The 19,855-nt window shown below is 73.5% G+C and carries 17 protein-coding genes; 13 read left to right on the forward strand and 4 right to left on the reverse strand.

What is annotated here, in order from left to right:
- Nucleotides 1–9 precede the first annotated feature (9 nt).
- Together C9F11_RS21670 and C9F11_RS21675 are read left to right on the forward strand one after the other, a co-directional pair.
- The gene (locus C9F11_RS21670; protein WP_249401827.1) at nucleotides 10–1,248 is read left to right on the forward strand and encodes an HTTM domain-containing protein; all 1,239 of its coding nucleotides are present in this window, start codon (nucleotides 10–12) and stop codon (nucleotides 1,246–1,248) included.
- On the forward strand, nucleotides 1,245–2,048 hold the full coding sequence (locus C9F11_RS21675) for a TrmH family RNA methyltransferase (protein ID WP_138960831.1): 804 nt from the start codon (nucleotides 1,245–1,247) through the stop codon (nucleotides 2,046–2,048). Before C9F11_RS21670 ends, C9F11_RS21675 begins: the two co-directional genes overlap by 4 nt.
- A gap of 67 nt (nucleotides 2,049–2,115) precedes the next feature.
- Here the strand turns inward: C9F11_RS21675 and paaN are convergent, their stop codons facing one another.
- Nucleotides 2,116–3,807 carry a phenylacetic acid degradation protein PaaN gene (gene paaN / locus C9F11_RS21680; protein WP_138960832.1) on the reverse strand — a complete coding sequence of 564 codons (1,692 nt, stop codon included), beginning with the start codon at nucleotides 3,805–3,807 and terminating at the stop codon, nucleotides 2,116–2,118.
- A 194-nt stretch (nucleotides 3,808–4,001) separates the two neighbouring features.
- On the opposite strand from paaN, the gene C9F11_RS21685 reads away from it, so the two are divergent.
- On the forward strand, nucleotides 4,002–5,516 hold the full coding sequence (locus C9F11_RS21685) for a 3-hydroxyacyl-CoA dehydrogenase (protein ID WP_138960833.1): 1,515 nt from the start codon (nucleotides 4,002–4,004) through the stop codon (nucleotides 5,514–5,516).
- Nucleotides 5,513–6,106, forward strand: coding sequence for a TetR/AcrR family transcriptional regulator (locus tag C9F11_RS21690; RefSeq protein ID WP_138960834.1), 594 nt, complete (start codon nucleotides 5,513–5,515; stop codon nucleotides 6,104–6,106). Before C9F11_RS21685 ends, C9F11_RS21690 begins: the two co-directional genes overlap by 4 nt.
- 62 nt (nucleotides 6,107–6,168) lie before the next feature.
- On the opposite strand, the gene C9F11_RS21695 is transcribed toward C9F11_RS21690, so the two are convergent.
- A complete protein-coding gene (locus C9F11_RS21695) occupies nucleotides 6,169–6,669 on the reverse strand; it encodes an Lrp/AsnC family transcriptional regulator (RefSeq protein WP_171075809.1) in 501 nt (166 codons plus the stop codon).
- Between the two features lie 201 nt (nucleotides 6,670–6,870).
- Here C9F11_RS21695 and pdhA point away from each other — a divergent pair, with 201 nt between their 5' ends.
- The 9 genes from pdhA (at nucleotide 6,871) to C9F11_RS21740 (ending at nucleotide 17,414) form a co-directional block, all read left to right on the forward strand.
- Nucleotides 6,871–8,013, forward strand: a complete 1,143-nt coding sequence (gene pdhA, locus C9F11_RS21700) for a pyruvate dehydrogenase (acetyl-transferring) E1 component subunit alpha (RefSeq protein WP_138960835.1) — start codon at nucleotides 6,871–6,873, stop codon at nucleotides 8,011–8,013.
- Nucleotides 8,010–9,014 (forward strand): alpha-ketoacid dehydrogenase subunit beta, encoded by a 1,005-nt coding sequence (locus C9F11_RS21705; protein ID WP_138960836.1) that lies wholly within the window; start codon nucleotides 8,010–8,012, stop codon nucleotides 9,012–9,014. The genes pdhA and C9F11_RS21705 overlap by 4 nt, the downstream gene beginning before the upstream one ends.
- On the forward strand, nucleotides 9,014–10,477 hold the full coding sequence (locus C9F11_RS21710) for a dihydrolipoamide acetyltransferase family protein (protein ID WP_138960837.1): 1,464 nt from the start codon (nucleotides 9,014–9,016) through the stop codon (nucleotides 10,475–10,477). The genes C9F11_RS21705 and C9F11_RS21710 overlap by 1 nt, the downstream gene beginning before the upstream one ends.
- A gap of 201 nt (nucleotides 10,478–10,678) precedes the next feature.
- Nucleotides 10,679–11,770 (forward strand): DUF6457 domain-containing protein, encoded by a 1,092-nt coding sequence (locus C9F11_RS21715; RefSeq protein ID WP_171075810.1) that lies wholly within the window; start codon nucleotides 10,679–10,681, stop codon nucleotides 11,768–11,770.
- A gap of 509 nt (nucleotides 11,771–12,279) precedes the next feature.
- Nucleotides 12,280–13,917, forward strand: a complete 1,638-nt coding sequence (locus C9F11_RS21720) for a molybdopterin molybdotransferase MoeA (protein ID WP_249401828.1) — start codon at nucleotides 12,280–12,282, stop codon at nucleotides 13,915–13,917.
- Nucleotides 13,918–13,951: 34 nt separating this feature from the next.
- Nucleotides 13,952–15,058 carry a potassium channel family protein gene (locus C9F11_RS21725; RefSeq protein WP_138960839.1) on the forward strand — a complete coding sequence of 369 codons (1,107 nt, stop codon included), beginning with the start codon at nucleotides 13,952–13,954 and terminating at the stop codon, nucleotides 15,056–15,058.
- 112 nt (nucleotides 15,059–15,170) lie between these two features.
- The gene (locus C9F11_RS21730) at nucleotides 15,171–16,148 is read left to right on the forward strand and encodes an NAD(P)H-quinone oxidoreductase (RefSeq protein WP_138960840.1); all 978 of its coding nucleotides are present in this window, start codon (nucleotides 15,171–15,173) and stop codon (nucleotides 16,146–16,148) included.
- Nucleotides 16,149–16,351: 203 nt separating this feature from the next.
- Nucleotides 16,352–16,771, forward strand: a complete 420-nt coding sequence (locus tag C9F11_RS21735) for a hypothetical protein (protein WP_138960841.1) — start codon at nucleotides 16,352–16,354, stop codon at nucleotides 16,769–16,771.
- 100 nt (nucleotides 16,772–16,871) lie between these two features.
- Entirely contained in the window at nucleotides 16,872–17,414 is a 543-nt protein-coding gene (locus tag C9F11_RS21740; RefSeq protein ID WP_138960842.1) for a bacterial proteasome activator family protein, read from the forward strand.
- 188 nt (nucleotides 17,415–17,602) lie between these two features.
- On the opposite strand, the gene C9F11_RS21745 is transcribed toward C9F11_RS21740, so the two are convergent.
- Complete coding sequence (locus tag C9F11_RS21745) at nucleotides 17,603–18,064, reverse strand: carboxymuconolactone decarboxylase family protein (protein WP_138960843.1); 462 nt, start codon at nucleotides 18,062–18,064, stop codon at nucleotides 17,603–17,605.
- A gap of 133 nt (nucleotides 18,065–18,197) precedes the next feature.
- Entirely contained in the window at nucleotides 18,198–19,835 is a 1,638-nt protein-coding gene (locus C9F11_RS21750; protein WP_138960844.1) for a protein kinase, read from the reverse strand.
- Nucleotides 19,836–19,855: the final 20 nt, after the last annotated feature.

Genomic DNA, 19,855 nt, shown 5'->3' on the forward strand with positions numbered 1-19,855 from the left:
GAGCGTCACGTGCCGCGTCTCGAACCGCTCGCGCGGGGGCTCCAGCGCGTCACCGCGCAGGCCCTCGGCCCGTACCAGAGCGCGGTCGTCCGCATCGGCTTCGCGGCGACATGGCTGCTGTTCCTGCTGCGCGAACTGCCGCACCGGAACGAGCTGTACGGGCCCGACGGCCCGTGGGGCTGGGACATGGCACGCCAGGTGATCGCCGAGAACGACGCCTTCACGGTGCTCATGTGGTCCGACGCGCAGCTCTGGTTCCAGCTCGTCTACGGCTTCGCCATGCTGACCAGCGCGCTGCTGCTGCTGGGATGGCGTACGCGGACCATGTCCGTGCTCTTCATGATCGGTGTCCTCTCGCTCCAGAACCGCAGCATCTTCATGGGGGACGGCGGCGACAACGTCATCCATCTGATGGCGATCTACCTGGTGTTCACGCGCTGCGGCCAGGTGTGGTCCCTGGACGCGCGACGACGGACACGCGCGCGTGCGGAGGGCGGGGACCGGGTCGGTCCCGCGCTGTGGGGGGTGCTCGGGCTCGCGCTGGCTCTCGTGACGGGCATGGGTGAGCTCGGCTGGTTCTGGCTGGTGCTCTTCTGGGGGCTGTGGGCGTCCCAGGGCCTGTGGTGGGCCGCCGGGCGGCACGCCCCGCGCGGGCCGCAGCGCCTGCTGCTCGACGTCGTGGCCAACCTCGTGCACAACGCGGCCCTGCTCGTGATCATGGTCGAGGCGTGTCTGATCTACGCGACGGCGGGCTGGTACAAGATCCAGGGCAGCCGTTGGCAGGACGGGACGGCGGTCTACTACCCGCTGAACCTGGACTACTTCTCGCCCTGGCCCGCGCTGTCGGAGCTGCTGTCCTCGCACGGCGTGATGATCATGATCATCACCTACGGGACGGTCATCGTGCAGGTCGCCTTTCCGTTCACGCTGCTCAACCGGCGCGTCAAGAACGTGCTGTTGACGCTGATGATCTGTGAGCACGCCGTCATCGCGGTGGTCCTCGGCCTGCCGTTCTTCTCGCTCGCGATGATCGCGGCCGACGCGGTGTTCCTGCCGACCTCGTTCCTGCGGCGGCTCGGGACGTGGGCGGCACGCGCGCGTGGGGCGCTGTCCGCCCGTCTGCCGCTGTCCCGCCTCTCCCGGGGCTCCCGCCCTGCCCGCGTCCCTGCGGGGCCGCAGACGGCCCCGCAGGGCGGTCGGAGCGCACAGGGGAGCGCTGAGCACGCGCGCGTAGGCTTCGGTGCATGAGCGGTACGGATGAGGGCGGCGGGCCGGGCACGGTGGACGCGGTGCGTGTGTGGCGCGGGCTCGCCGCTACGTCGGTGCTGCTTGACGGCTTTCACGCGCTGAAGCACGCGCTGCGCTTCGGTGCGCGTGTCCCGGTGGCGCTGACCAGCGACAAGGCGGCCGCGCTCGCTCTTGCGAAGGACCTCGCGCCGGACGTCACGGACGCGCTCGACGGGCTCCTCGCCGAGACCGACGACGCGACGCTGCGCGCCCTGGTCCCCCGGCTGCACCCCACCGCGGTGGCCGCTCTGGCGGTACGTCCCTCGCGCGCCGCCAATCTGGAGGTGCTGGCCCGCAGGCCGAGGACGGCGCCCGTCGTCGTCCTGGACGATCCGCGCAACCTCGGCAACGCGGGGGCGGTGATCCGGCTCGCCGCGGGCTTCGGCGCGACGGGTGTGGTGACGACCGGCACGCTCGATCCCTGGCACCCCACGGTGGTCCGTGGCGGTGCGGGGCTGCACTTCGCGACGGCGGTGGAGCGCCTGGACGTCGACGAGCTGCCCCCGGGCCCGGTGTTCGCCCTCGACGCCGAGGGCGAGGACATCCGGGGGCTCAAGCTCCCCGATGACGCCGTCCTCGCCTTCGGGTCCGAGCGCAGCGGTCTCTCTCCCGAGCTGCGGGCCCGCGCCGAGCACTTGGTGTCCCTGCCGATGCGGCCGCAGGTCTCCAGCTACAACCTGGCGACGAGCGTCGGCATGACGCTGTTCCACTGGTCGTCGCTCCACGGCCCGGCGGGCGGACCGCCGGGAGCGGAGGACTGATCCTCCGCTCCCGGGGCCGGGCCGAGCGGACCGCTGCCGGGCCCGGCGGGCGCCGGGTGCCGCCGGCTCACGCCTCCTTGCGGATCTCCACCACGCGGAAGCGGTTGGCCACGAAGGCGCTGTCGCACAGCGCGGCGTTCGCCGCGGGGTTGCCGCCGGAGCCGTGGAAGTCCGAGAACGCCGCGGTCTGGTTCACATAGACCCCGCCGGTCAGGTTCAGCGACAGCTGGGCGCTCTCCTCCAGGCAGGCCTCCTCGACGGCGGAGGTGACGTCCTCGGAGGTGGTGTACGCGCCGACGGTCATGGCGCCCTTGTCGCGCACCGTGCGCCGCAGCAGGTCCACCGCGTCCGCCGCGGAGTCCACGGCGACGGCGAACGACACCGGGCCGAAGCACTCGCTCAGATACGCGGCCTCGGCGTCCGGCTTCGCGCCGTCCAGCTTCACGATCACCGGGGTGCGCACCACGGCGTCCGGGAACTCGGGGTTGGCGATCTCCCGCGAGGGCAGGGCGACTTCACCGATGCCGGGCGCCGCGTCCAGGCGGGCCTTCACGTCCGGGTTGACCAGGGCACCCAGGATGCCGTTGGCCCGGGCGTCGTCGCCCAGGAGGCCGCTCACCGCGGCGGCGAGGTCCGTGACCACCTCGTCGTACGACTTGGCGCCCGCGTCCGTCGCGATGCCCTCGCGCGGGATGAGGAGGTTCTGCGGGGTCGTGCACATCTGGCCGCTGTACAGCGACAGGGAGAAGGCGAGGTTCGCCAGCATGCCCTTGTAGTTGTCGGTCGACTCGATGACGACCGTGTTGACCCCCGCCTTCTCCGTGTAGACCTGCGCCTGGCGGGCGTGGGTCTCCAGCCAGTCGCCGAAGGCCGTGGAGCCCGTGTAGTCAATGATCTTGACTTCGGGGCGGACGGCGAGGGTCTTGGCGATGCCTTCGCCGGGGCGCTCGGCGGCGAGCGCGACCAGGTTCGGATCGAAGCCCGCCTCGGTGAGGACCTCGCGGGCGACCCGCACCGTCAGGGCGAGCGGGAGCACCGCGCGCGGGTGGGGCTTGACCAGGACCGCGTTGCCCGTGGCGAGGGAGGCGAAGAGGCCCGGGTAGCCGTTCCACGTCGGGAAGGTGTTGCAGCCGATCAGCAGGGCGATGCCGCGGCCGACCGGGGTGAAGCGCTTGGTGAGGACCAGGGGGTCGCGCTTGCCCTGCGGCTTGTTCCACTCGGCGGTGCCGGGGGTGCGGGCCTGCTCGGCGTACGCGTACGCCACGGCTTCCAGGCCGCGGTCCTGGGCGTGCGGGCCGCCCGCCTGGAACGCCATCATGAAGGCCTGGCCACTGGTGTGCATGACCGCGTGCGCGAACTCGTGCGTGCGGGCGCTGATGCGCGACAGGATCTCCAGACAGACCGCCGCGCGCGCCTCGGCGCCCGCGTCGCGCCAGGCGGACAGGCCCGCGCGCATCGCGGGGAGCAGGGTGTCCACGTCCGGGTGCGGATATGTGATGCCCAACTCCGGGCCGAAGGGGGAGACTTCCGCGCCCGTCCAGTCGTCCGTGCCGGGCTGGTCGAGGTCGAAGCGGCCGTTCAGGAGGGACTCGAAGGCGGCCTTGCCTTCCGGCAGGCTCAGGCTGCCGTTCTCCCCATAGGCCTTGGGGTGCTCGGGGTGCGGCGACCAGTACGCGCGCGTGCTGATGGCCTCAAGGGCCTGGTCGAGCGTGGGCCGGTGCTTGGCGATCAGCTGGTGCGCGGTGACTTCGGCGGCCATGAGGGACCAACTCCTCGTCGAGTCAGCTCTCCTTCGAGCTGGCGAGCTGGGCAGGGGCAGTGGGCAGGAACAGCTGGACAGAGCTAGAGTAACCGAACGATCGGTCGGGACAAGAGGGTCTGCCAAAGCTGTGGAAAACCTCCCCGCCCACCCCGAACCCCTGGCCAAGACCCTTGTGCGGGAGGATCGCGAGCATGACAGCACTCGATCTCAGCAGCCCGGTCGCCGTGGTCGGCACCGGCACCATGGGCCAGGGCATAGCCCAGGTCGCCCTGGTGGCGGGACACCCGGTGCGGCTGTACGACGCCGCGCCCGGCTTCGCGAAGACGGCCGCCGAGGCGATCACCGCCCGTCTGGACCGGCTCGTGGAGAAGGGCCGACTCGACCAGGCCGCCCGCGCCGCGGCCGCCGGGCGCCTCGAGGCGGTCGACGACCTGGCCGAGCTCGCCGGGTGCGGGCTCGTGGTCGAGGCCGTCCTGGAGCAACTGGACGTCAAGCAGAAGCTGTTCCAGGACCTCGAGGGCGTCGTCGCCGAGGACTGTCTGCTCGCCACGAACACCTCGTCCCTGTCCGTGACGGCCATCGCGGGCGCGCTGACCGGGCCCGGCCGCTTCGTGGGCCTGCACTTCTTCAACCCGGCGCCGCTGCTGCCCCTCGTCGAGGTCGTCAGCGGCTTCGCGACCGACGAGACAGCCGCCACGCGCGCGTACGACACGGCGAAGGCCTGGGGCAAGACCCCGGTGCGCTGCGCCGACACCCCCGGGTTCATCGTCAACCGCGTCGCGCGCCCCTTCTACGCCGAGGCGCTGCGCGCGTACGAGGAGCGGGCCGCGGACCCGGCGACGATCGACGCCGTGCTGCGCGAGTGCGGCGGCTTCAGGATGGGCCCCTTCGAGCTCACCGACCTCATCGGCCAGGACGTGAACGAGGCCGTCACGCGCTCGGTGTGGGAGTCGTTCTTCCAGGACCCCAAGTTCACGCCGTCCCTCGCCCAGCGCCGCCTCGTCGAATCGCGCCGCCTGGGGCGCAAGTCGGGGCAGGGCTGGTACGCGTACGGGGACGACGCCCCGCGTGCCGAGCCGCACACCGCGGAGCCCGCCGACGCGCCGGCGGCCGTCACCCTGCGCGGCGAGCTGTTCCAGGCCGCGGCCCTCGTCGGGCTCATCGAGGCCGCGGGCATCCGCGTGGACCGCGAGGAAACCGCGGGTGCGCCCTGCCCGGGCTGGATCGAGCTGCCCGGCGGAGCGCGGCTCGCCCTCGTCTCCGGCACGTCCGTGCACGCCATGGCGGAGCCCACGATCGAGTTCGACCTGGCCCTCGACTACGCGAGCGCCACCCGGGTCGCCCTCGCCCGTGACGTGCGCGTGAGCGACCAGGACCTCAGCGAGGCCGTGGGCCTCTTCCAGGCGCTCGGCAAGAAGGTCAGCGTCATCCGGGCCACCCCGGGCATGATCGTGGCCCGTACCGTCGCGATGCTCGTCGACGTCGCGCACGACGCCGTCGCGCGCGAGGTGGCCCACGCGGACGACGTCGACACCGCCATGCGCCTGGGCGTCAACTACCCCCGCGGACCGCTCGCCTGGGGAGCCGGGCTCGGCCTCTCCTGGGTGGCCCAGTTCCTCGACGACGTGCACAGCGAGTACCCCTCGGGGCGCTACGCCCCCTCTCCGGGGCTGCGCCTCGCGGCCGCTCAGGAGGAGAACGGATGACCACGGCGAGGCGCGACACCTACACCCCGCAGACCCTCCTCGAGGTCGCTGTGCGGGTCTTCAACGAGCGGGGCTACGACGGCACGTCCATGGAGCACCTCTCCAAGGCTGCCGGCATCTCCAAGTCGTCGATCTACCACCACGTCGCGGGCAAGGAGGAGTTGCTGCGGCGCGCGGTGAGCCGGGCGCTCGACGGCCTCTTCGCCGTCCTCGACGAGGAGCACGCGCGCGTGGGCAGGGCGGTGGAGCGCCTGGAGTACGTCACGCGCCGCACCGTCGAGGTCCTTGTGGCCGAGCTGCCCTATGTGACGCTGCTGCTGCGCGTGCGCGGCAACACCGACACCGAGCGGTGGGCGATGGAGCGGCGCAGGGACTTCGACCACCAGGTCGCGGCGCTCCTCAAGGAGGCCGCGGCGGACGGCGACCTGCGCTCGGACGTCGAGCTGCGCCTCGCCACCAGGCTGCTCTTCGGAATGATCAATTCCATCGTGGAGTGGTACCGGCCGGACAGCCGTGGTGCCGCCGACGGGACGGAAGTCGCCGAAGCGGTGGTGCAGTTGGCGTTCGCGGGGTTGCGTACGGACGGCTGAGAGCCGGTGGTACGCCGACGGCTGAATCCGTCGGCGTACGCCCGGCGCGAACGGTCGGCGCCTCAGCCCTCCGTCTCCAGGTCGTCCTCCTCGAAGACCAGCAGCGTGCGCGTGCTCAGGACCTCGGGGATGGACTGCAGACGGGTGAGCACCAGCTCGCGCAACGCGCGCGTGTCGGGCGTGTGCACCAGGAGCAGTACGTCGAAGTCGCCGCTGACCAGGGCGATGTGCGACGCGCCCGGCAGTGTGCGCAGCTGGTCGCGGACCGTGCGCCAGGTGTTCTGGACGATCTTCAGGGTGATGTACGCGGAAGCGCCCTGGCCTGCCCGTTCGTGGTTGATCCGGGCGCCGAAGCCACGGATGACACCGTCCTCGATGAGCCGGTTGATGCGCGCGTAGGCGTTCGCCCGCGACACGTGGACGCGCTCCGCCACGGAACGTATCGAGGCGCGACCGTCCGTGTGCAGGATCTGCAGGATGTCGCGGTCGATGGCGTCCAGCGGACGGGGCTGCGGTTCCGGACGGCCCCCGTCCTGCTTGTCGGCCATTCGTTCAGCTGCCATGTCCCCCCGCCTCCTTACCATGGACGTAATGCGTCCATCCCAGGCTGTGCAGAACCGTTTGTCCACAGCCTGGAGGTGCCTGTAGCCAAAATGTGCCAACGACCGAACAATCGGTAGGTGAGGCGCATCACATCGCCGCGCCTCTTTTGCAGCTCCCACGAGGAGACCGCTTCCCTCAGCATCCCCCCAGGAGGTGCCGTCATGACGGTCATGGAGCAGCGGGGCGCCTATCGACCCGCCCCGCCCCCCGCATGGCAGCTCAGGACAGACCCTGAGCCGCTGCTGCCCGACGCGGCGCCGTATCGGGTGCTCGGCACCGAGGCCGCCGCCTCGGCCGACCCGCAGCTGCTCCTGCGCCTGCACGCCGAACTGGTGCGCGGACGGCGGTACAACACCCAGGCGACCGCCCTCACCAAGCAGGGCAGGCTCGCGGTGTACCCGTCAAGCACCGGCCAGGAGGCCTGCGAGATCGGCGCCGCGCTCGCCCTGGAGGAGCGCGACTGGCTCTTCCCCAGCTATCGCGACACCCTCGCGGCCGTGGCGCGCGGCCTCGACCCGGTGCGCGCCCTCACGCTCCTGCGCGGGGACTGGCACACCGGGTACGACCCGCGTGAGCACCGGATAGCGCCCCTGTGCACACCGCTGGCCACCCAGCTGCCGCACGCCGTGGGCCTCGCGCACGCCGCCCGCCTCAAGGGCGACGACGTCGTCGCGCTCGCCATGGTCGGCGACGGCGGCACCAGCGAGGGCGACTTCCACGAGGCGCTGAACTTCGCGGCCGTGTGGCGGGCGCCGGTGGTCTTCCTCGTGCAGAACAACGGCTTCGCGATCTCCGTGCCGCTCGCCAAGCAGACGGCCGCTCCCTCCTTGGCGCACAAGGCCGTGGGCTACGGCATGCCGGGCCGCCTGGTGGACGGCAACGACGCGGTCGCGGTGCACCAGGTGCTCAGCGAGGCCGTGCGGCACGCGCGCGAGGGCGGCGGCCCCACCCTCGTGGAAGCGGTGACGTACCGCCTGGAAGCGCACACCAACGCGGACGACGCCACGCGCTACCGCCAGGACGACGAGGTGGAGGCCTGGCGCGACCACGACCCGGTCCTGCTCGTGGAGCGGGAGCTGACCGCGCGCGGGCTGCTCGACGAGGACCGCGCCGCCACGGTGCGCGAGAACGCCGAGGCGATGGCGGCGGACCTGAGGGAACGGATGAACCAGGACCCCGAGCTCGACCCGATGGACCTGTTCACCCACGTGTACGCCGAGCAGACCTCCCAACTGCGCGAGCAGGCCGCCCAGCTGCGGGCCGAGCTCGACGCCGAGACCGAGTCGGACGGAGCGGGCCGATGACCACTGTCGCCGTGAAACCGGCCACCATGGGGCAGGCGCTCGGGCGCGCCCTGCGCGACGCGATGGCCGACGACCCCACCGTGCACGTCATGGGTGAGGACGTCGGCACGCTCGGCGGCGTCTTCCGCGTCACCGACGGACTCGCCGCGGAGTTCGGCGACGACCGCTGCACGGACACGCCGCTGGCCGAGGCGGGCATCCTGGGGACCGCGGTCGGCATGGCGATGTACGGCCTGCGGCCCGTCGTGGAGATGCAGTTCGACGCGTTCGCCTACCCCGCCTTCGAGCAGCTGATCTCGCACGTGGCGCGGATGCGCAACCGCACCAAGGGCGCGATGCCCATGCCGCTCACCATCCGGGTGCCGTACGGCGGCGGGATCGGCGGCGTCGAGCACCACAGCGACTCCTCCGAGGCGTACTACATGGCGACGCCGGGGCTCCATGTCGTCACGCCCGCCACGGTCGCCGACGCCTACGGCCTGCTGCGGGCCGCCATCGCCTCCGACGACCCCGTGGTCTTCCTGGAGCCCAAGCGCCTGTACTGGTCGAAGGCCGAGTGGAATCCGGACACACCGGAGACGGTGGAGCCCATCGGCAGGGCCGTGGTGCGGCGCACCGGGCGCAGCGCCTCACTGATCACGTACGGCCCGTCCGTGCCGGTCTGTCTGGAGGCGGCGGAGGCGGCGCGCGCGGAGGGCTGGGACCTCGAAGTGGTCGACCTGCGCTCGCTGGTGCCGTTCGACGACGAGACGGTGGCCGCTTCCGTGCGGCGCACCGGGCGCGCGGTCGTGGTGCACGAGGCGAGCAGCTTCGGCGGGCCCGGCGGGGAGATCGCCGCGCGCATCACCGAGCGCTGCTTCCACCACCTGGAGGCGCCGGTGCTGCGGGTCGCCGGGCTCGACATCCCCTATCCGCCGCCGATGCTGGAGCGGCACCACCTGCCGGGCGTCGACCGCATCCTGGACGCCGTGGCGCGGTTGCAGTGGGAGGCGCGGAGCTGATGGCCCAGGTCCTGGAGTTCAAGCTGCCCGACCTCGGTGAGGGGCTCACGGAGGCGGAGATCACCCGCTGGCTGGTGCAGGTCGGCGACGTGGTGGAAGTGGACCAGCTGGTCGTTGAGGTCGAGACGGCCAAGGCGATGGTCGAGGTTCCCTGCCCGTACGCGGGCGTGGTCACCGCCCGCTTCGGCGAGGAGGGCACCGAACTGCCGGTGGGGGCACCCCTGCTGACGGTCGCGGTGGGCACCCCGGCGGTGGGCGCGCCGGCACGCGGTGGAGCCCCGGACAGCGGCCCGGCCCCGGCGGACGAGACGTCGGGGAACGTACTCGTCGGCTACGGCACGGGAGCGGCCCCCGCCCGGCGGCGACGGATACGCCCGGCGCTGGACGTGACGGCTGCCCCGGCCGCCCGAACGGAAGCCCGGGCGGAGGCCCGCACGGAAGCGCCCGTGGAGCCCCGGACGGGCTCCGGCCGGACCCTCGACGCCGGGCCGGGCCCCGAGCACGACGAGGGGCCCGTGCCGGTGATCTCGCCGCTCGTCCGCAGGCTGGCGCGGGAGAACGGCGTGGATCTGCGGCAGCTCGCGGGTTCGGGCCCGGACGGGCTGATCCTGCGCGCCGACGTGGAGGACGTCATGCGGGCGTCGGCGGCCACGGCCGCCCCGTCCACGGGCCCCGCCCCGGCGTCCGCCGCCGCGCGCACCACGGCGACGGGCCTCGGCGCCACCTTCGGCAGCACCCGGGAGGGCGCGCCCGCCGCGGGCCGCGCCGCCGTGTCCGGCACGCGCGTGCCGCTGCGCGGTGTGCGCGGTGCGGTGGCCGACAAGCTGTCCCGCAGCCGCCGGGAGATACCGGACGCCACCACGTGGGTCGACGCGGACGCGACGGAACTGATGAACGCGCGCGCGGCGATGAACGCGGCGGGCGGGCCGAAGGTCTCCCTGCTCGCGCTGCTCGCCCGGATCTGCACGGCGGCCCTCGCCCGCCATCCGGAGCTCAACTCCACGGTCGACATGGAGGCGCGCGAGGTCGTCCAGCTCGGCGAGGTCCACCTCGGCTTCGCCGCGCAGACCGAGCGCGGGCTCGTCGTGCCCGTCGTACGGGACGCGCACGCGCGCGACACGGAGTCGCTGAGCGCCGAGCTCGCCCGCCTCTCCGAGGCCGGCCGGGCCGGGACGCTCACGCCCGGGGAACTGACGGGGTCCACGTTCACGTTGAACAACTACGGAGTGTTCGGCGTCGACGGATCCACGCCGATCATCAACCACCCCGAGGCGGCCATGCTCGGCGTCGGCCGGATCGTGCCCAAGCCGTGGGTGCACCAGGGGGAGTTGGCGGTCCGGCAGGTCGTCCAGCTGTCGCTCACCTTCGACCACCGGGTGTGCGACGGCGGCACGGCGGGCGGCTTCCTGCGGTTCGTGGCGGACTGCGTCGAACAGCCGGCGGTACTGCTGCGCAAGGTGTGACCGGGCTCCACCGGCTGAGGGCCGCCCCGCGCCACCCGGCCGACGGCAAAGGCCCCGCCGGGTGGCGCCCCGGCGCCACCTCCTGGAGCCCTCAGCGGCTGGTGCCCTCACCCGTCGGGTCTCTGCGCCTGTGAGGAACATGAGACCTGCGGGGCGCCCATAAGGGGTGGCGTTGACATCTCGGGCGCCCATACTCGGTGGATGACCACGAACACGGCCCCCGGCACGGCGGCGTTCGACGCCGTCGTGCTCGCCGGAGGCCGCGCGGCGCGGCTCGGCGGCGCGGACAAGCCCGGTGTGCGCGTGGGCGGCAGGGCGCTCCTCGACCGCGTCCTGACCGCCTGCTCCGGCGCGACGACGACCGTCGTCGTGGCGGCGCCCCGGCCCACCGGGCGGCCCGTGGTGTGGGCCCGCGAGGAGCCCGCGGGCGGCGGGCCCCTGGCCGCGCTCGACGCGGGCCTGCGCCACACCGCCGCCGAGCTGGTGGTGGTGCTCTCCGCGGACCTGCCGTTCCTGCGGGCGGAGACGGTACGCGGCCTCGTCGCCGCGGTGGGCACGGCGGACGGCGCGCTGCTCACCGACCCGGACGGCCGTGACCAGCCGCTGGTCGCCGTGTACCGCGGCGCCGCGCTGCGACGGGAACTGGCCCGGATCGCGGCCGGGGATCCCGCCCGAGCCGCCGCCGGGGATTCCGCCCGGGGTGCGGCCGGGGAGCCTCCCCGCAGCGCCGCCGGGAAGCCCGCCCGCGCGGGAGCCGGGCCGGCCGGGCTGCCGCTGCCCGGGCTCGCCGGGCTGCCGCTGCGGCTGCTCACCGAGCGCCTCGACCTGGCCCGGATCGCCGAGCCGCTGGCCGCGTTCGACTGCGACACCTGGGACGACATCGCCACCGCCCGCGCGCGGATCAGGGAGCATGGGCACGTGTTGTTGGATGAATGGATTTCCGCAGTCAAGGACGAACTGGGCATCGACCTCGACGTCGACACCGGCACCCTCCTCGACCTCGCCCGCGACGCCGCGCACGGAGTGGCCCGGCCCGCCGCGCCGCTGACCACCTTCCTGGTCGGGTACGCGGCGGGGCTCGCCGGGGCGAGCGGCGGGCCGCAGGCCGTCGCGGAGGCATCGCGCAAGGCGGCCGCGCTCGCGGCCCGCTGGGCCGAGGAAGGGGACCCGGGCGGGGCACCCGCGGCTGGGAACCCGGCGCCAGGGTCCGGCACCCATGCCGGTACGGCACCGGACGCGCTGTCCGGCAGCGCGCAGGCCGCCCCGGCCGACGAGAATCCGGGCGCCCGATGACCGGGGGCCAATCGGCCGACGCCGAGCTGGACGAAGCACTGGCCCTGGTGAACGAGGACCGCGCCGCCACCCGAGCCGCGAGCGGTCCGCCCGTCCCCGGGGCACCGGGCGTGCCGCCCACAGCGGGTTCGGCGAGCGTGCCGCCCGCCCCCGGGGCGCCGGGCGTGCCGCCCACAGCGGGCTCGGCGAGCGTTCCGCCCGCCCCCGGGACACCGGGCGTGCCGCCCACGGCGGGTCCCGCGAACGTGCCGCCCGCTCCGGGGGCACCCAGCGTTCCGCCCGTCCCCGGGACGCCCAGCGGTCCGACCGTCCCCGGGACGCCCAGCGGTCCGACCGTCCCCGGGGCACCGGGCGTGCCGCCCACAGCGGGTCCCGCGAACGTGCCGCCCGCTCCGGGGGCACCCAGCGTGCCCCCCGTCCCCGGGACGCCCAGCGGTCCCCCCACCCCCGCGGCCCCCAGCGTGCCGCCCGCAGCAGGGCCCCCGGGCACATCGCCCGCCCCCAGGGCCGTGAACGACTCGCCGCCCGCCCCCGCGCCGGGCACCGCGTCGGCCCCCGGGCCGGAGTCCAGGCCCGGCTCCGCGAGCGGGCCGTCCACCGGCCAGGGCACCTCGCCCCACCGGGACGAGCCCGCCGCGCCCCGCTCCCGCGCCGAGCCGTCGGTGCCGTCCACGCCTGCCCAAGGCCGCCCCGGGTCCCCGCGCGACCGGGCCGCGGCGTCCGGCGACGACCCGGCGGCCCACGGGGGCGCGCGGCACCGCTCCCGCGCCGCCTCCTGGCCCGAAGCCCGCGCGGTGTCCCGCAGGGCCGGTGCTCCGGGGGCCGCAGCTGCCGTGGCCACGCCGTTGTCCGACGCCCTGGGGCGCGTCCTCACCGCGCCCCTGGCCGCCCTCACCGACCTGCCCTCGTTCGACACCTCGGCGATGGACGGGTGGGCGGTGGCCGGGCCGGGGCCCTGGACGGTCCTCGCGGACGGGGTCCTGGCCGGGCAGGAGCGGCCCGAGCCGCTCGGCGACGGCGAGGCGGTGCGGATCGCGACCGGTGCCCGCATCCCGCAGGACACCACCGCCGTCATCCGCAGCGAGCACGCCCGCGTGGACGACAAGAACAAGCTGCACGCGCAGCGCGCTGTCGTGCCCGGCCAGGACATCCGGCCGCGCGCCCAGGAGTGCCGTTCCGGGGATCAACTCCTGCCGCCCGGCGCCCTGGTGACGCCCGCCGTGCTCGGCCTCGCCGCCGCGGCCGGGTACGACACGCTGCCCGTCGCCCCGCGCCCCCGCGCGGAAGTGCTCGTCCTGGGCGACGAGTTGCTCACCGAAGGGCTGCCGCACGAAGGCCGCATCCGGGACGCGCTGGGCCCGATGCTGCCGCCCTGGCTCCGCGCGCTCGGCGTGACCGTAACGGCCGTACGTCGTCTCGGCGATGACGCGGAAGCCCTCTACGAAGCCCTGTCCCGGTCCACGGCCGACGTGATCGTGACGACCGGCGGTACCGCGTCCGGGCCCGTCGACCACGTCCACCCCGCGCTGCGCCGTCTCGGCGCGGAGTTGCTCGTCGATGGGGTCGCGGTACGCCCCGGCCACCCGATGCTGCTCGCCCGCCTGCCCGAGGCCGCCCGACCGCAGGCCGCCCGACCGCAGGACGCACAACCGCAGGCCGCCCAGCCGAAGCCCGCACAACCGCAGGCCACCCAGCCCGAGACACCCCCCGCCACCCCCGGCCGGGCCCCGGCAGCGCCGGGACGACCCCCCGTCCGCCACCTCGTGGGTCTCCCCGGAAACCCCCTCGCCGCCGTCTCCGGTCTGCTCACCCTGGCCGAGCCGCTGCTGCGCGGGCTCGCGGGCCGTCCCGCCGCCGAGCCGTACACGGCGCCGCTGCGGGACGACGTACACGGGCATCCGCACGACACGCGCCTCGTGCCGGTCGTCCTACGGGCCGAGTACGCGGTGCCGTTGCACTACAACGGCCCGGCGATGCTGCGGGGCATCGCGGTCGCCGACGGGCTCGCGGTGGTGCCGCCGGGCGGTGCGCGCCGTCGGCAAGAAGTGGAGATTCTCGATCTGCCCTGGACCGAACCAGGCGGATCACACGGCGAGTTGGGCCCCGACGGCTCGGCGGGCCCTTTCAGCGAGGTGTGTTTCACGTGAAACTGGCGGACCCCTTCGGTGAGGTGTGTTTCACGTGAAACTGCCCGGCCATGACGCGATCGCGCGCCAAGCCGACGAACACCTCGTCACCCACCGCGTCAAACTCCCCCGGCGCGTCGTCGAACGCCCCCTGCGCCAGGTCGGCAAACGCCTGCTGATGGCGATGTTCGTGCTGGGGCTGACCATCCTCATCGTGTACGTCGACCGCGACGGCTACCACGACAACGCGAACGGGACGATCGACTTCCTCGACGCCTCGTACTACGCCACCGTGACGCTCTCCACCACCGGGTACGGCGATATCGTCCCGCACAGCGACAGCGCGCGGATGGCCAACATCTTCCTGATCACGCCGCTGCGCGTGCTCTTCCTGATCATCCTCGTCGGCACCACGCTCGAAGTGCTGACGGAACGCACCCGTGAGGAATGGCGGCTTTCCCGCTGGAGGTCCAACTTGCGTGACCACACCGTCGTCGTCGGCTTCGGCACCAAGGGCCGTTCCGCGATCCAGACCGTGCAGGCGACGGGACTCAAGCCCGAGCAGGTCGTGATCGTCGACCCCAGTTCGAAGGTCGTCGACGCGGCCACGGCGGAGGGCTACGCGGGCGTCGTCGGTGACGCGACGCGCAGCGACGTGCTGCTGCGGGCCGAGGTGCAGAAGGCCCGCCAGATCATCGTGGCGACCCAGCGCGACGACACGGCGGTCCTGGTCACGCTCACCGCCCGGCAGCTCAACCGGCAGGCGAAGATCGTGGCCGCGGTGCGCGAGGAGGAGAACGCCCCGCTGCTGCGGCAGTCCGGTGCCGACGCCGTCATCACCAGTGCCAGCGCGGCGGGACGGCTGCTCGGCCTTTCGGTGCTCAGCCCGAGCGCGGGCGTGGTCATGGAGGACCTGATCCAGCAGGGCAGCGGCCTCGACCTGGTCGAACGGCCGGTGATAAAGGCTGAGGTGGGACGCGGAGTGCGCGATATGCCGGACCTCGTCGTCAGCGTCGTACGGGGGCACAGGCTGCTCGCCTACGACGATCCCGCCATCGGTGAGCTCCAGTTGACGGACCGGCTGATCACGATCGTCCGGGCCTCCCCGGCTCCGGAGCCACCGGCGGCGGACGCGCGGCGGGTGCCTCGGCCGCTGGACTGAGGCCCGCGCTGTCCGGAGTGCCGCCACGGCCCCGCGCCCCGAGAGGGCCGGGGCCGTGTCGTTCGTGTGCACCGCCCTTCCGGCCAAAGGGAGCGGGAGTAGCCTCGCCCGCATGCATGCGATCACGATCCGCGAATCCGGTGGGCCCGAGGTGCTTCAGTGGGCCGAGGTCCCCGATCCCGTACCCGCTGAGGGCGAGGTCCTCATCGACGTGGCGGCCAGTGCCGTGAACCGTGCCGATCTGCTGCAACGGCAGGGCTTCTACGACCCGCCGCCCGGCGCGTCCCCCTACCCGGGCCTGGAGTGCTCCGGGCGGATCGCGGCGCTCGGCCCCGGCGTCGCCGGGCTGGCGGTCGGCCAGGAGGTGTGCGCGCTGCTCGCGGGCGGCGGCTACGCGGAGAAGGTCGCCGTCCCGGCGGGGCAGGTCCTGCCGGTGCCCGACGGCGTCGACCTCGTCACGGCGGCCGCGCTCCCGGAGGTCACGGCCACGGTCTGGTCGAACGTGTTCATGGTGGCCCATCTGCGCCCCGGCGAGACGCTCCTCGTGCACGGCGGCGCCAGCGGCATCGGCACCATGGCGATCCAGCTCGCGAAGGCCGTCGGGGCGCGCGTCGCGGTGACGGCGGGCGGCAAGGAGAAGCTGGCGTTCTGCGGCGACCTGGGCGCGGACATCCTCATCGACTACCGGGAGCAGGACTTCGCCGAGGAGATCCAGCGGGCCACCGACGGAGCGGGCGCGGACGTGATCCTGGACATCATGGGCGCCAAGTACCTGGAGCGGAACGTGAACTCCCTCGCGGTCAGCGGCCGCCTCGCGATCATCGGCATGCAGGGCGGCGTCAAGGGCGAGCTGAACATCGCCACGCTGCTGCGCAAGCGCGCCGCCGTCACCGCGACCTCGCTGCGGGCCCGGCCCGTCGCGGAGAAGGCCTCGATCGTCGCGGCCGTGCGGGAGCACGTGTGGCCGTTGATCGGGGCGGGGCAGGTGCGGGCCGTGGTGGACCGGACGGTGCCGATGCGGGACGCGGGGGCCGCGCATCAGGTTCTGGAGGGTGGGGGGCACATGGGGAAGGTGCTACTGGTGCGGTAGGGCCCTCGCGGGGGCGCCCCAGACCCGCCCCTTCCCGAAACCAGGGGGCTCCGCCCCCCGGACCCCCCCGGTTGTCGGCGCTGCGCGCCTCGTCCTCAAACGCCGGACGGGCTAGGGCGCCGAGATGCCGGATGGTGCGTGTCGTGTGACGCTGGCTGCACGCCCGCGATCTTGGCGACCCGGCAGCGGGAGGGAGTCGTGCGGTGACGTCGTGGCTGTGCCGTGCTGCGCGCGGGGCCGTACCGGTGGCGCTGGTGAGCGTGCTGCTCGCCCCGGCCCCGGGGTACGCCGCCGACCCGTCCCCCGCCCCCTCGGCCGCGTACTACGACGAGGTGGAGCTCGCCGGGAGCCGTGCGGGCGAGGGGAGGGCCCGGCCGGGCCGTGCGGAGCCGCTCGTCGTGCCCGATCCGCGGGGCTGGCGTCCGTTGCCGCCCCCGGCGGCCCGGAAACCGCGCACCGAACCGAGGCCGCCGCCCGCCGTCGACGTGGCCGAGCCGTCGTCCGCGCGGCGTACGGCGACCGGACCGCCCATCCCCGGCCTGCGCGTCCTGCCGCTCGGTGCGGGCCTGGTCCTGATCGGCCTCGGCCTGGGGTTCCTGGGGCTGCGCGTGCGCCGGGGCTGACGCGCCCACGAGCCCCGGTTCCGCGCGTCCGTACACGGTGGATCATCGGCGAATGGGGGCACCAAGGATGTGTGAACAACGGGTGCGAGAGAATGGCGGCATGGAGATGCCGAGGAACGAACGGTCGCCGGAGAATCCCCAGGTCCTGGTTGTCGGCCAGGACGGCATGGCGCTCGGCGGCGGAGGCGGCGACGACGTCCGCGAGGTCCCGGTGACGGACATGGTCGAACAGCCGGCGAAGGTCATGCGCATCGGCAGCATGATCAAGCAGCTTCTGGAAGAAGTGCGCGCGGCACCTCTGGACGAGGCGAGCCGGGTGCGCCTCAAGGAGATCCACGCCAGCTCGGTGAAGGAGCTGGAGGACGGCCTCGCGCCCGAGCTCGTGGAGGAGCTGGAGCGCCTGTCGCTGCCGTTCACCGACGAGACGACGCCGAGCGACGCGGAGCTGCGCATCGCGCAGGCCCAGCTGGTGGGCTGGCTGGAGGGCCTCTTCCACGGGATCCAGACGACGCTGTTCGCGCAGCAGATGGCCGCACGGGCCCAGCTGGAGCAGATGCGCCGCGCGCTGCCCCCGGGCGTGGGCGGTCACGAGGACGACGAGGAGGGCGGCGTGGCGGGCCGCAGCGGCGGCCCCTACCTCTAGCCCGTACGCGATTCAGCCCGTACGCGATCCAGCCCGTACGGGCATCCAGCCCGTACGCGAAAGGCGCCGCCCGCAGGCCGGGCGGCGCGCCCGCACACCGAGTGCCCCGCCCGTACGCCGGGCGGCGCGGACACGAAAGGGCCCGGTACGCATCCCGCGTACCGGGCCCTCGGTCGGTGGCTCCGGGCTCAGCCCCACGTACGGCCCGCGGGCTCCTGAATCGTGGCGTTGATCCGGTTGAACAGGTTCGTCACGCCGATGACCAGGATCAGGGCGGACAGCTCCCGCTCGTCGAAGTGGTCGGCGACCTCGTCCCAGAGTTCGTCGGACACGGCCTGCGCGGAGCGGTCCGCGAGCCGCGTGACGTGCTCCGTGAGGGCCAGCGCGGCGCGCTCGGCGTCCGTGAAGAACGGTGCCTCGCGCCAGGCCACCACCGCGGCGAGCCGCTCGGTGCTCGTTCCGGCCTTGACGAGGTTCGCCGTGTGGCTGTGGATGCAGGCGCTGCAGCCGTTGATCTGGCTGGCCCGCAGGCCGACGATCTCCTGGAGCTCCTGCGGAAGGCCGCTCTCGGCGATGGCCTGCATCATGGTGCCGATGCCCTTGAGGCTGTCGGGAAGGACGTACGCCGGGTTCTTCATACGGGCCTGCATGGCTGGTCTCCTCTGTGCCGCTCTCGCGCCGCTCGGTCTGTTGCTTCACTGACGGAGCGGGAGGAGGGAATGTGACCGGGGCGCGGAAAAACTTCCGGGCCCACCGGCTGACCCCGCGAGGGCCGGGCAGGCGCTACGAGGGGTCGCCCGTCGAGATCTGGAAGGTGATCTCCACGTCCTTCGGGTCGACGTCGGAGCCCGCCTTGGGGATCTGCCCCATGACGGTGTCCTCGCCGTACGTGTTCTCGTCGAGCTTCTGCTTGTCGTAGTTCCACCCGGCGGCCTGGAGACAGGAGAGGACCGAGCGCCAGTCCTTGTAGCTGAAGTCGGGCAGCTTGATCTTGTCCGGGTCGTTGTACGCCGTGTCCGGCTCGGTGCACTCGGTCTTCTCGATGGTTTTCGTGCGGTCCGGGCCGCGGTGCCCGGCGACCGGCTTCTTCGACTCCTTGGAGCCGCCGCCGTCGTCGCTGTCGCCGTTCAGGGAGATCGCGGTGATCACGCCGCCGATGGCGAGGAGGGCGACGACGATCGAGCCGATGACGACCGGCATGGTCCGCTTGCCGCCGCCCGAGCCGCCCCGCCCACCGGCCGGCGCCGCCGTGGCGGGCTGCGGCGACAGGGAGTACGGGGGCGGGGTCTGGGCCGCCTGCGGGGCCGGGGCGTACGCGTTGGTGGGCGCGGGGGTCGGGAAGCCCTGCTGCGGGTAGCCGTACCCGGGCTGCGGGGTGGGGGCGGCCGGGGTCGCGGGGCCGTAGGGGCCCGGCTGGTACGGCGTCTGGACGCTGCCCGGAGCCTGCGGGTTCGTCGAGTCGACCGGCGGGAAGACGGCGGAGCCGACGCCCGCGCCGCTCGCGGTCCGGGCGCCCGGGACGATGCTGGGGGCCGCCGCCTGGAAGGACTGCGCGACGCGCAGGCACTCGTCGCGCATCGCCTCGGCGGTCGGGAAGCGCTCGTTCGGGTTCTTCTTGAGCGCGCGGGCGACGAGGGCGTCGACGGCCGGGGGCAGCGAGCGGTTGACGGAGGACGGGGCGACCGGCTCCTCCTGGACGTGCGCGTACGCGATGGCGAGCGGCGAGTCCGCCTCGAAGGGGAGGCGCCCGGTCACGAGCTGGAACAGCATGATGCCGACCGAGTACAGGTCGGAGCGGGCGTCGACGCCGCGGCCGAGGGCCTGCTCGGGCGACAGGTACTGCGGGGTGCCGACGACCATGCCGGTCTGGGTCATGGAGGTGACGCCAGACTGCATGGCGCGGGCGATGCCGAAGTCCATGACCTTGACGACGTTCCGCTTCGTCATCATCACGTTGCCGGGCTTGATGTCGCGGTGGACCAGGCCCATCTCGTGGCTGATCTCCAGGGCCGCGAGCACATCGGCGGTGATCTTCAGCGCCTGGTCGGTGGGCATCGCGCCCTGCTGGCGGATCGCGGCGTCCAGGACGGAGCCGAGCGGCTTGCCCTCCACGTACTCCATGACGATGTACGGCATGGCCGCCCCGCCAAGGTCGTCCTCGCCGGTGTCGAAGACCGACACGATGTTCGTGTGCGTGAGCTTGGCCACGGACTGGGCCTCGCGCCGGAAGCGCTCGCGGAAGGACTGCTCACGGCCGAGCTCGGTGTGGAGTGTCTTGATCGCGACCTGTCGGTCGAGCACCGTGTCGTAAGCGAGGTGCACCGAGGCCATGCCGCCCTCGCCGAGCAGATCGCGCAGCTGATAGCGGCCGCCGGCCAGTGAACTGCCCGCGTACCGGCCCTGAGCGCCGTCCTGGCTCATGTCGTGCGTCCCCCATCGGC

The organism is Streptomyces sp. YIM 121038, assembly GCF_006088715.1.
GTDB lineage: Bacteria > Actinomycetota > Actinomycetes > Streptomycetales > Streptomycetaceae > Streptomyces.

Excerpts from the sequence above, each read along its gene's own strand:
- C9F11_RS21690 (WP_138960834.1), top strand. The coding sequence starts at position 5,513 with ATGACCACGGCGAGGCGCGACACCTACACCCCGCAGACCCTCCTCGAG.
- pdhA (WP_138960835.1), top strand. The coding sequence starts at position 6,871 with ATGACGGTCATGGAGCAGCGGGGCGCCTATCGACCCGCCCCGCCCCCC.
- C9F11_RS21695 (WP_171075809.1), bottom strand. The coding sequence starts at position 6,669 with ATGGCAGCTGAACGAATGGCCGACAAGCAGGACGGGGGCCGTCCGGAA.
- C9F11_RS21685 (WP_138960833.1), top strand. The coding sequence starts at position 4,002 with ATGACAGCACTCGATCTCAGCAGCCCGGTCGCCGTGGTCGGCACCGGC.
- paaN (WP_138960832.1), bottom strand. The coding sequence starts at position 3,807 with ATGGCCGCCGAAGTCACCGCGCACCAGCTGATCGCCAAGCACCGGCCC.
- C9F11_RS21710 (WP_138960837.1), top strand. The coding sequence starts at position 9,014 with ATGGCCCAGGTCCTGGAGTTCAAGCTGCCCGACCTCGGTGAGGGGCTC.
- C9F11_RS21730 (WP_138960840.1), top strand. The coding sequence starts at position 15,171 with ATGCATGCGATCACGATCCGCGAATCCGGTGGGCCCGAGGTGCTTCAG.
- C9F11_RS21745 (WP_138960843.1), bottom strand. The coding sequence starts at position 18,064 with ATGCAGGCCCGTATGAAGAACCCGGCGTACGTCCTTCCCGACAGCCTC.
- C9F11_RS21705 (WP_138960836.1), top strand. The coding sequence starts at position 8,010 with ATGACCACTGTCGCCGTGAAACCGGCCACCATGGGGCAGGCGCTCGGG.
- C9F11_RS21675 (WP_138960831.1), top strand. The coding sequence starts at position 1,245 with ATGAGCGGTACGGATGAGGGCGGCGGGCCGGGCACGGTGGACGCGGTG.
- C9F11_RS21750 (WP_138960844.1), bottom strand. The coding sequence starts at position 19,835 with ATGAGCCAGGACGGCGCTCAGGGCCGGTACGCGGGCAGTTCACTGGCC.
- C9F11_RS21740 (WP_138960842.1), top strand. The coding sequence starts at position 16,872 with ATGGAGATGCCGAGGAACGAACGGTCGCCGGAGAATCCCCAGGTCCTG.
- C9F11_RS21715 (WP_171075810.1), top strand. The coding sequence starts at position 10,679 with ATGACCACGAACACGGCCCCCGGCACGGCGGCGTTCGACGCCGTCGTG.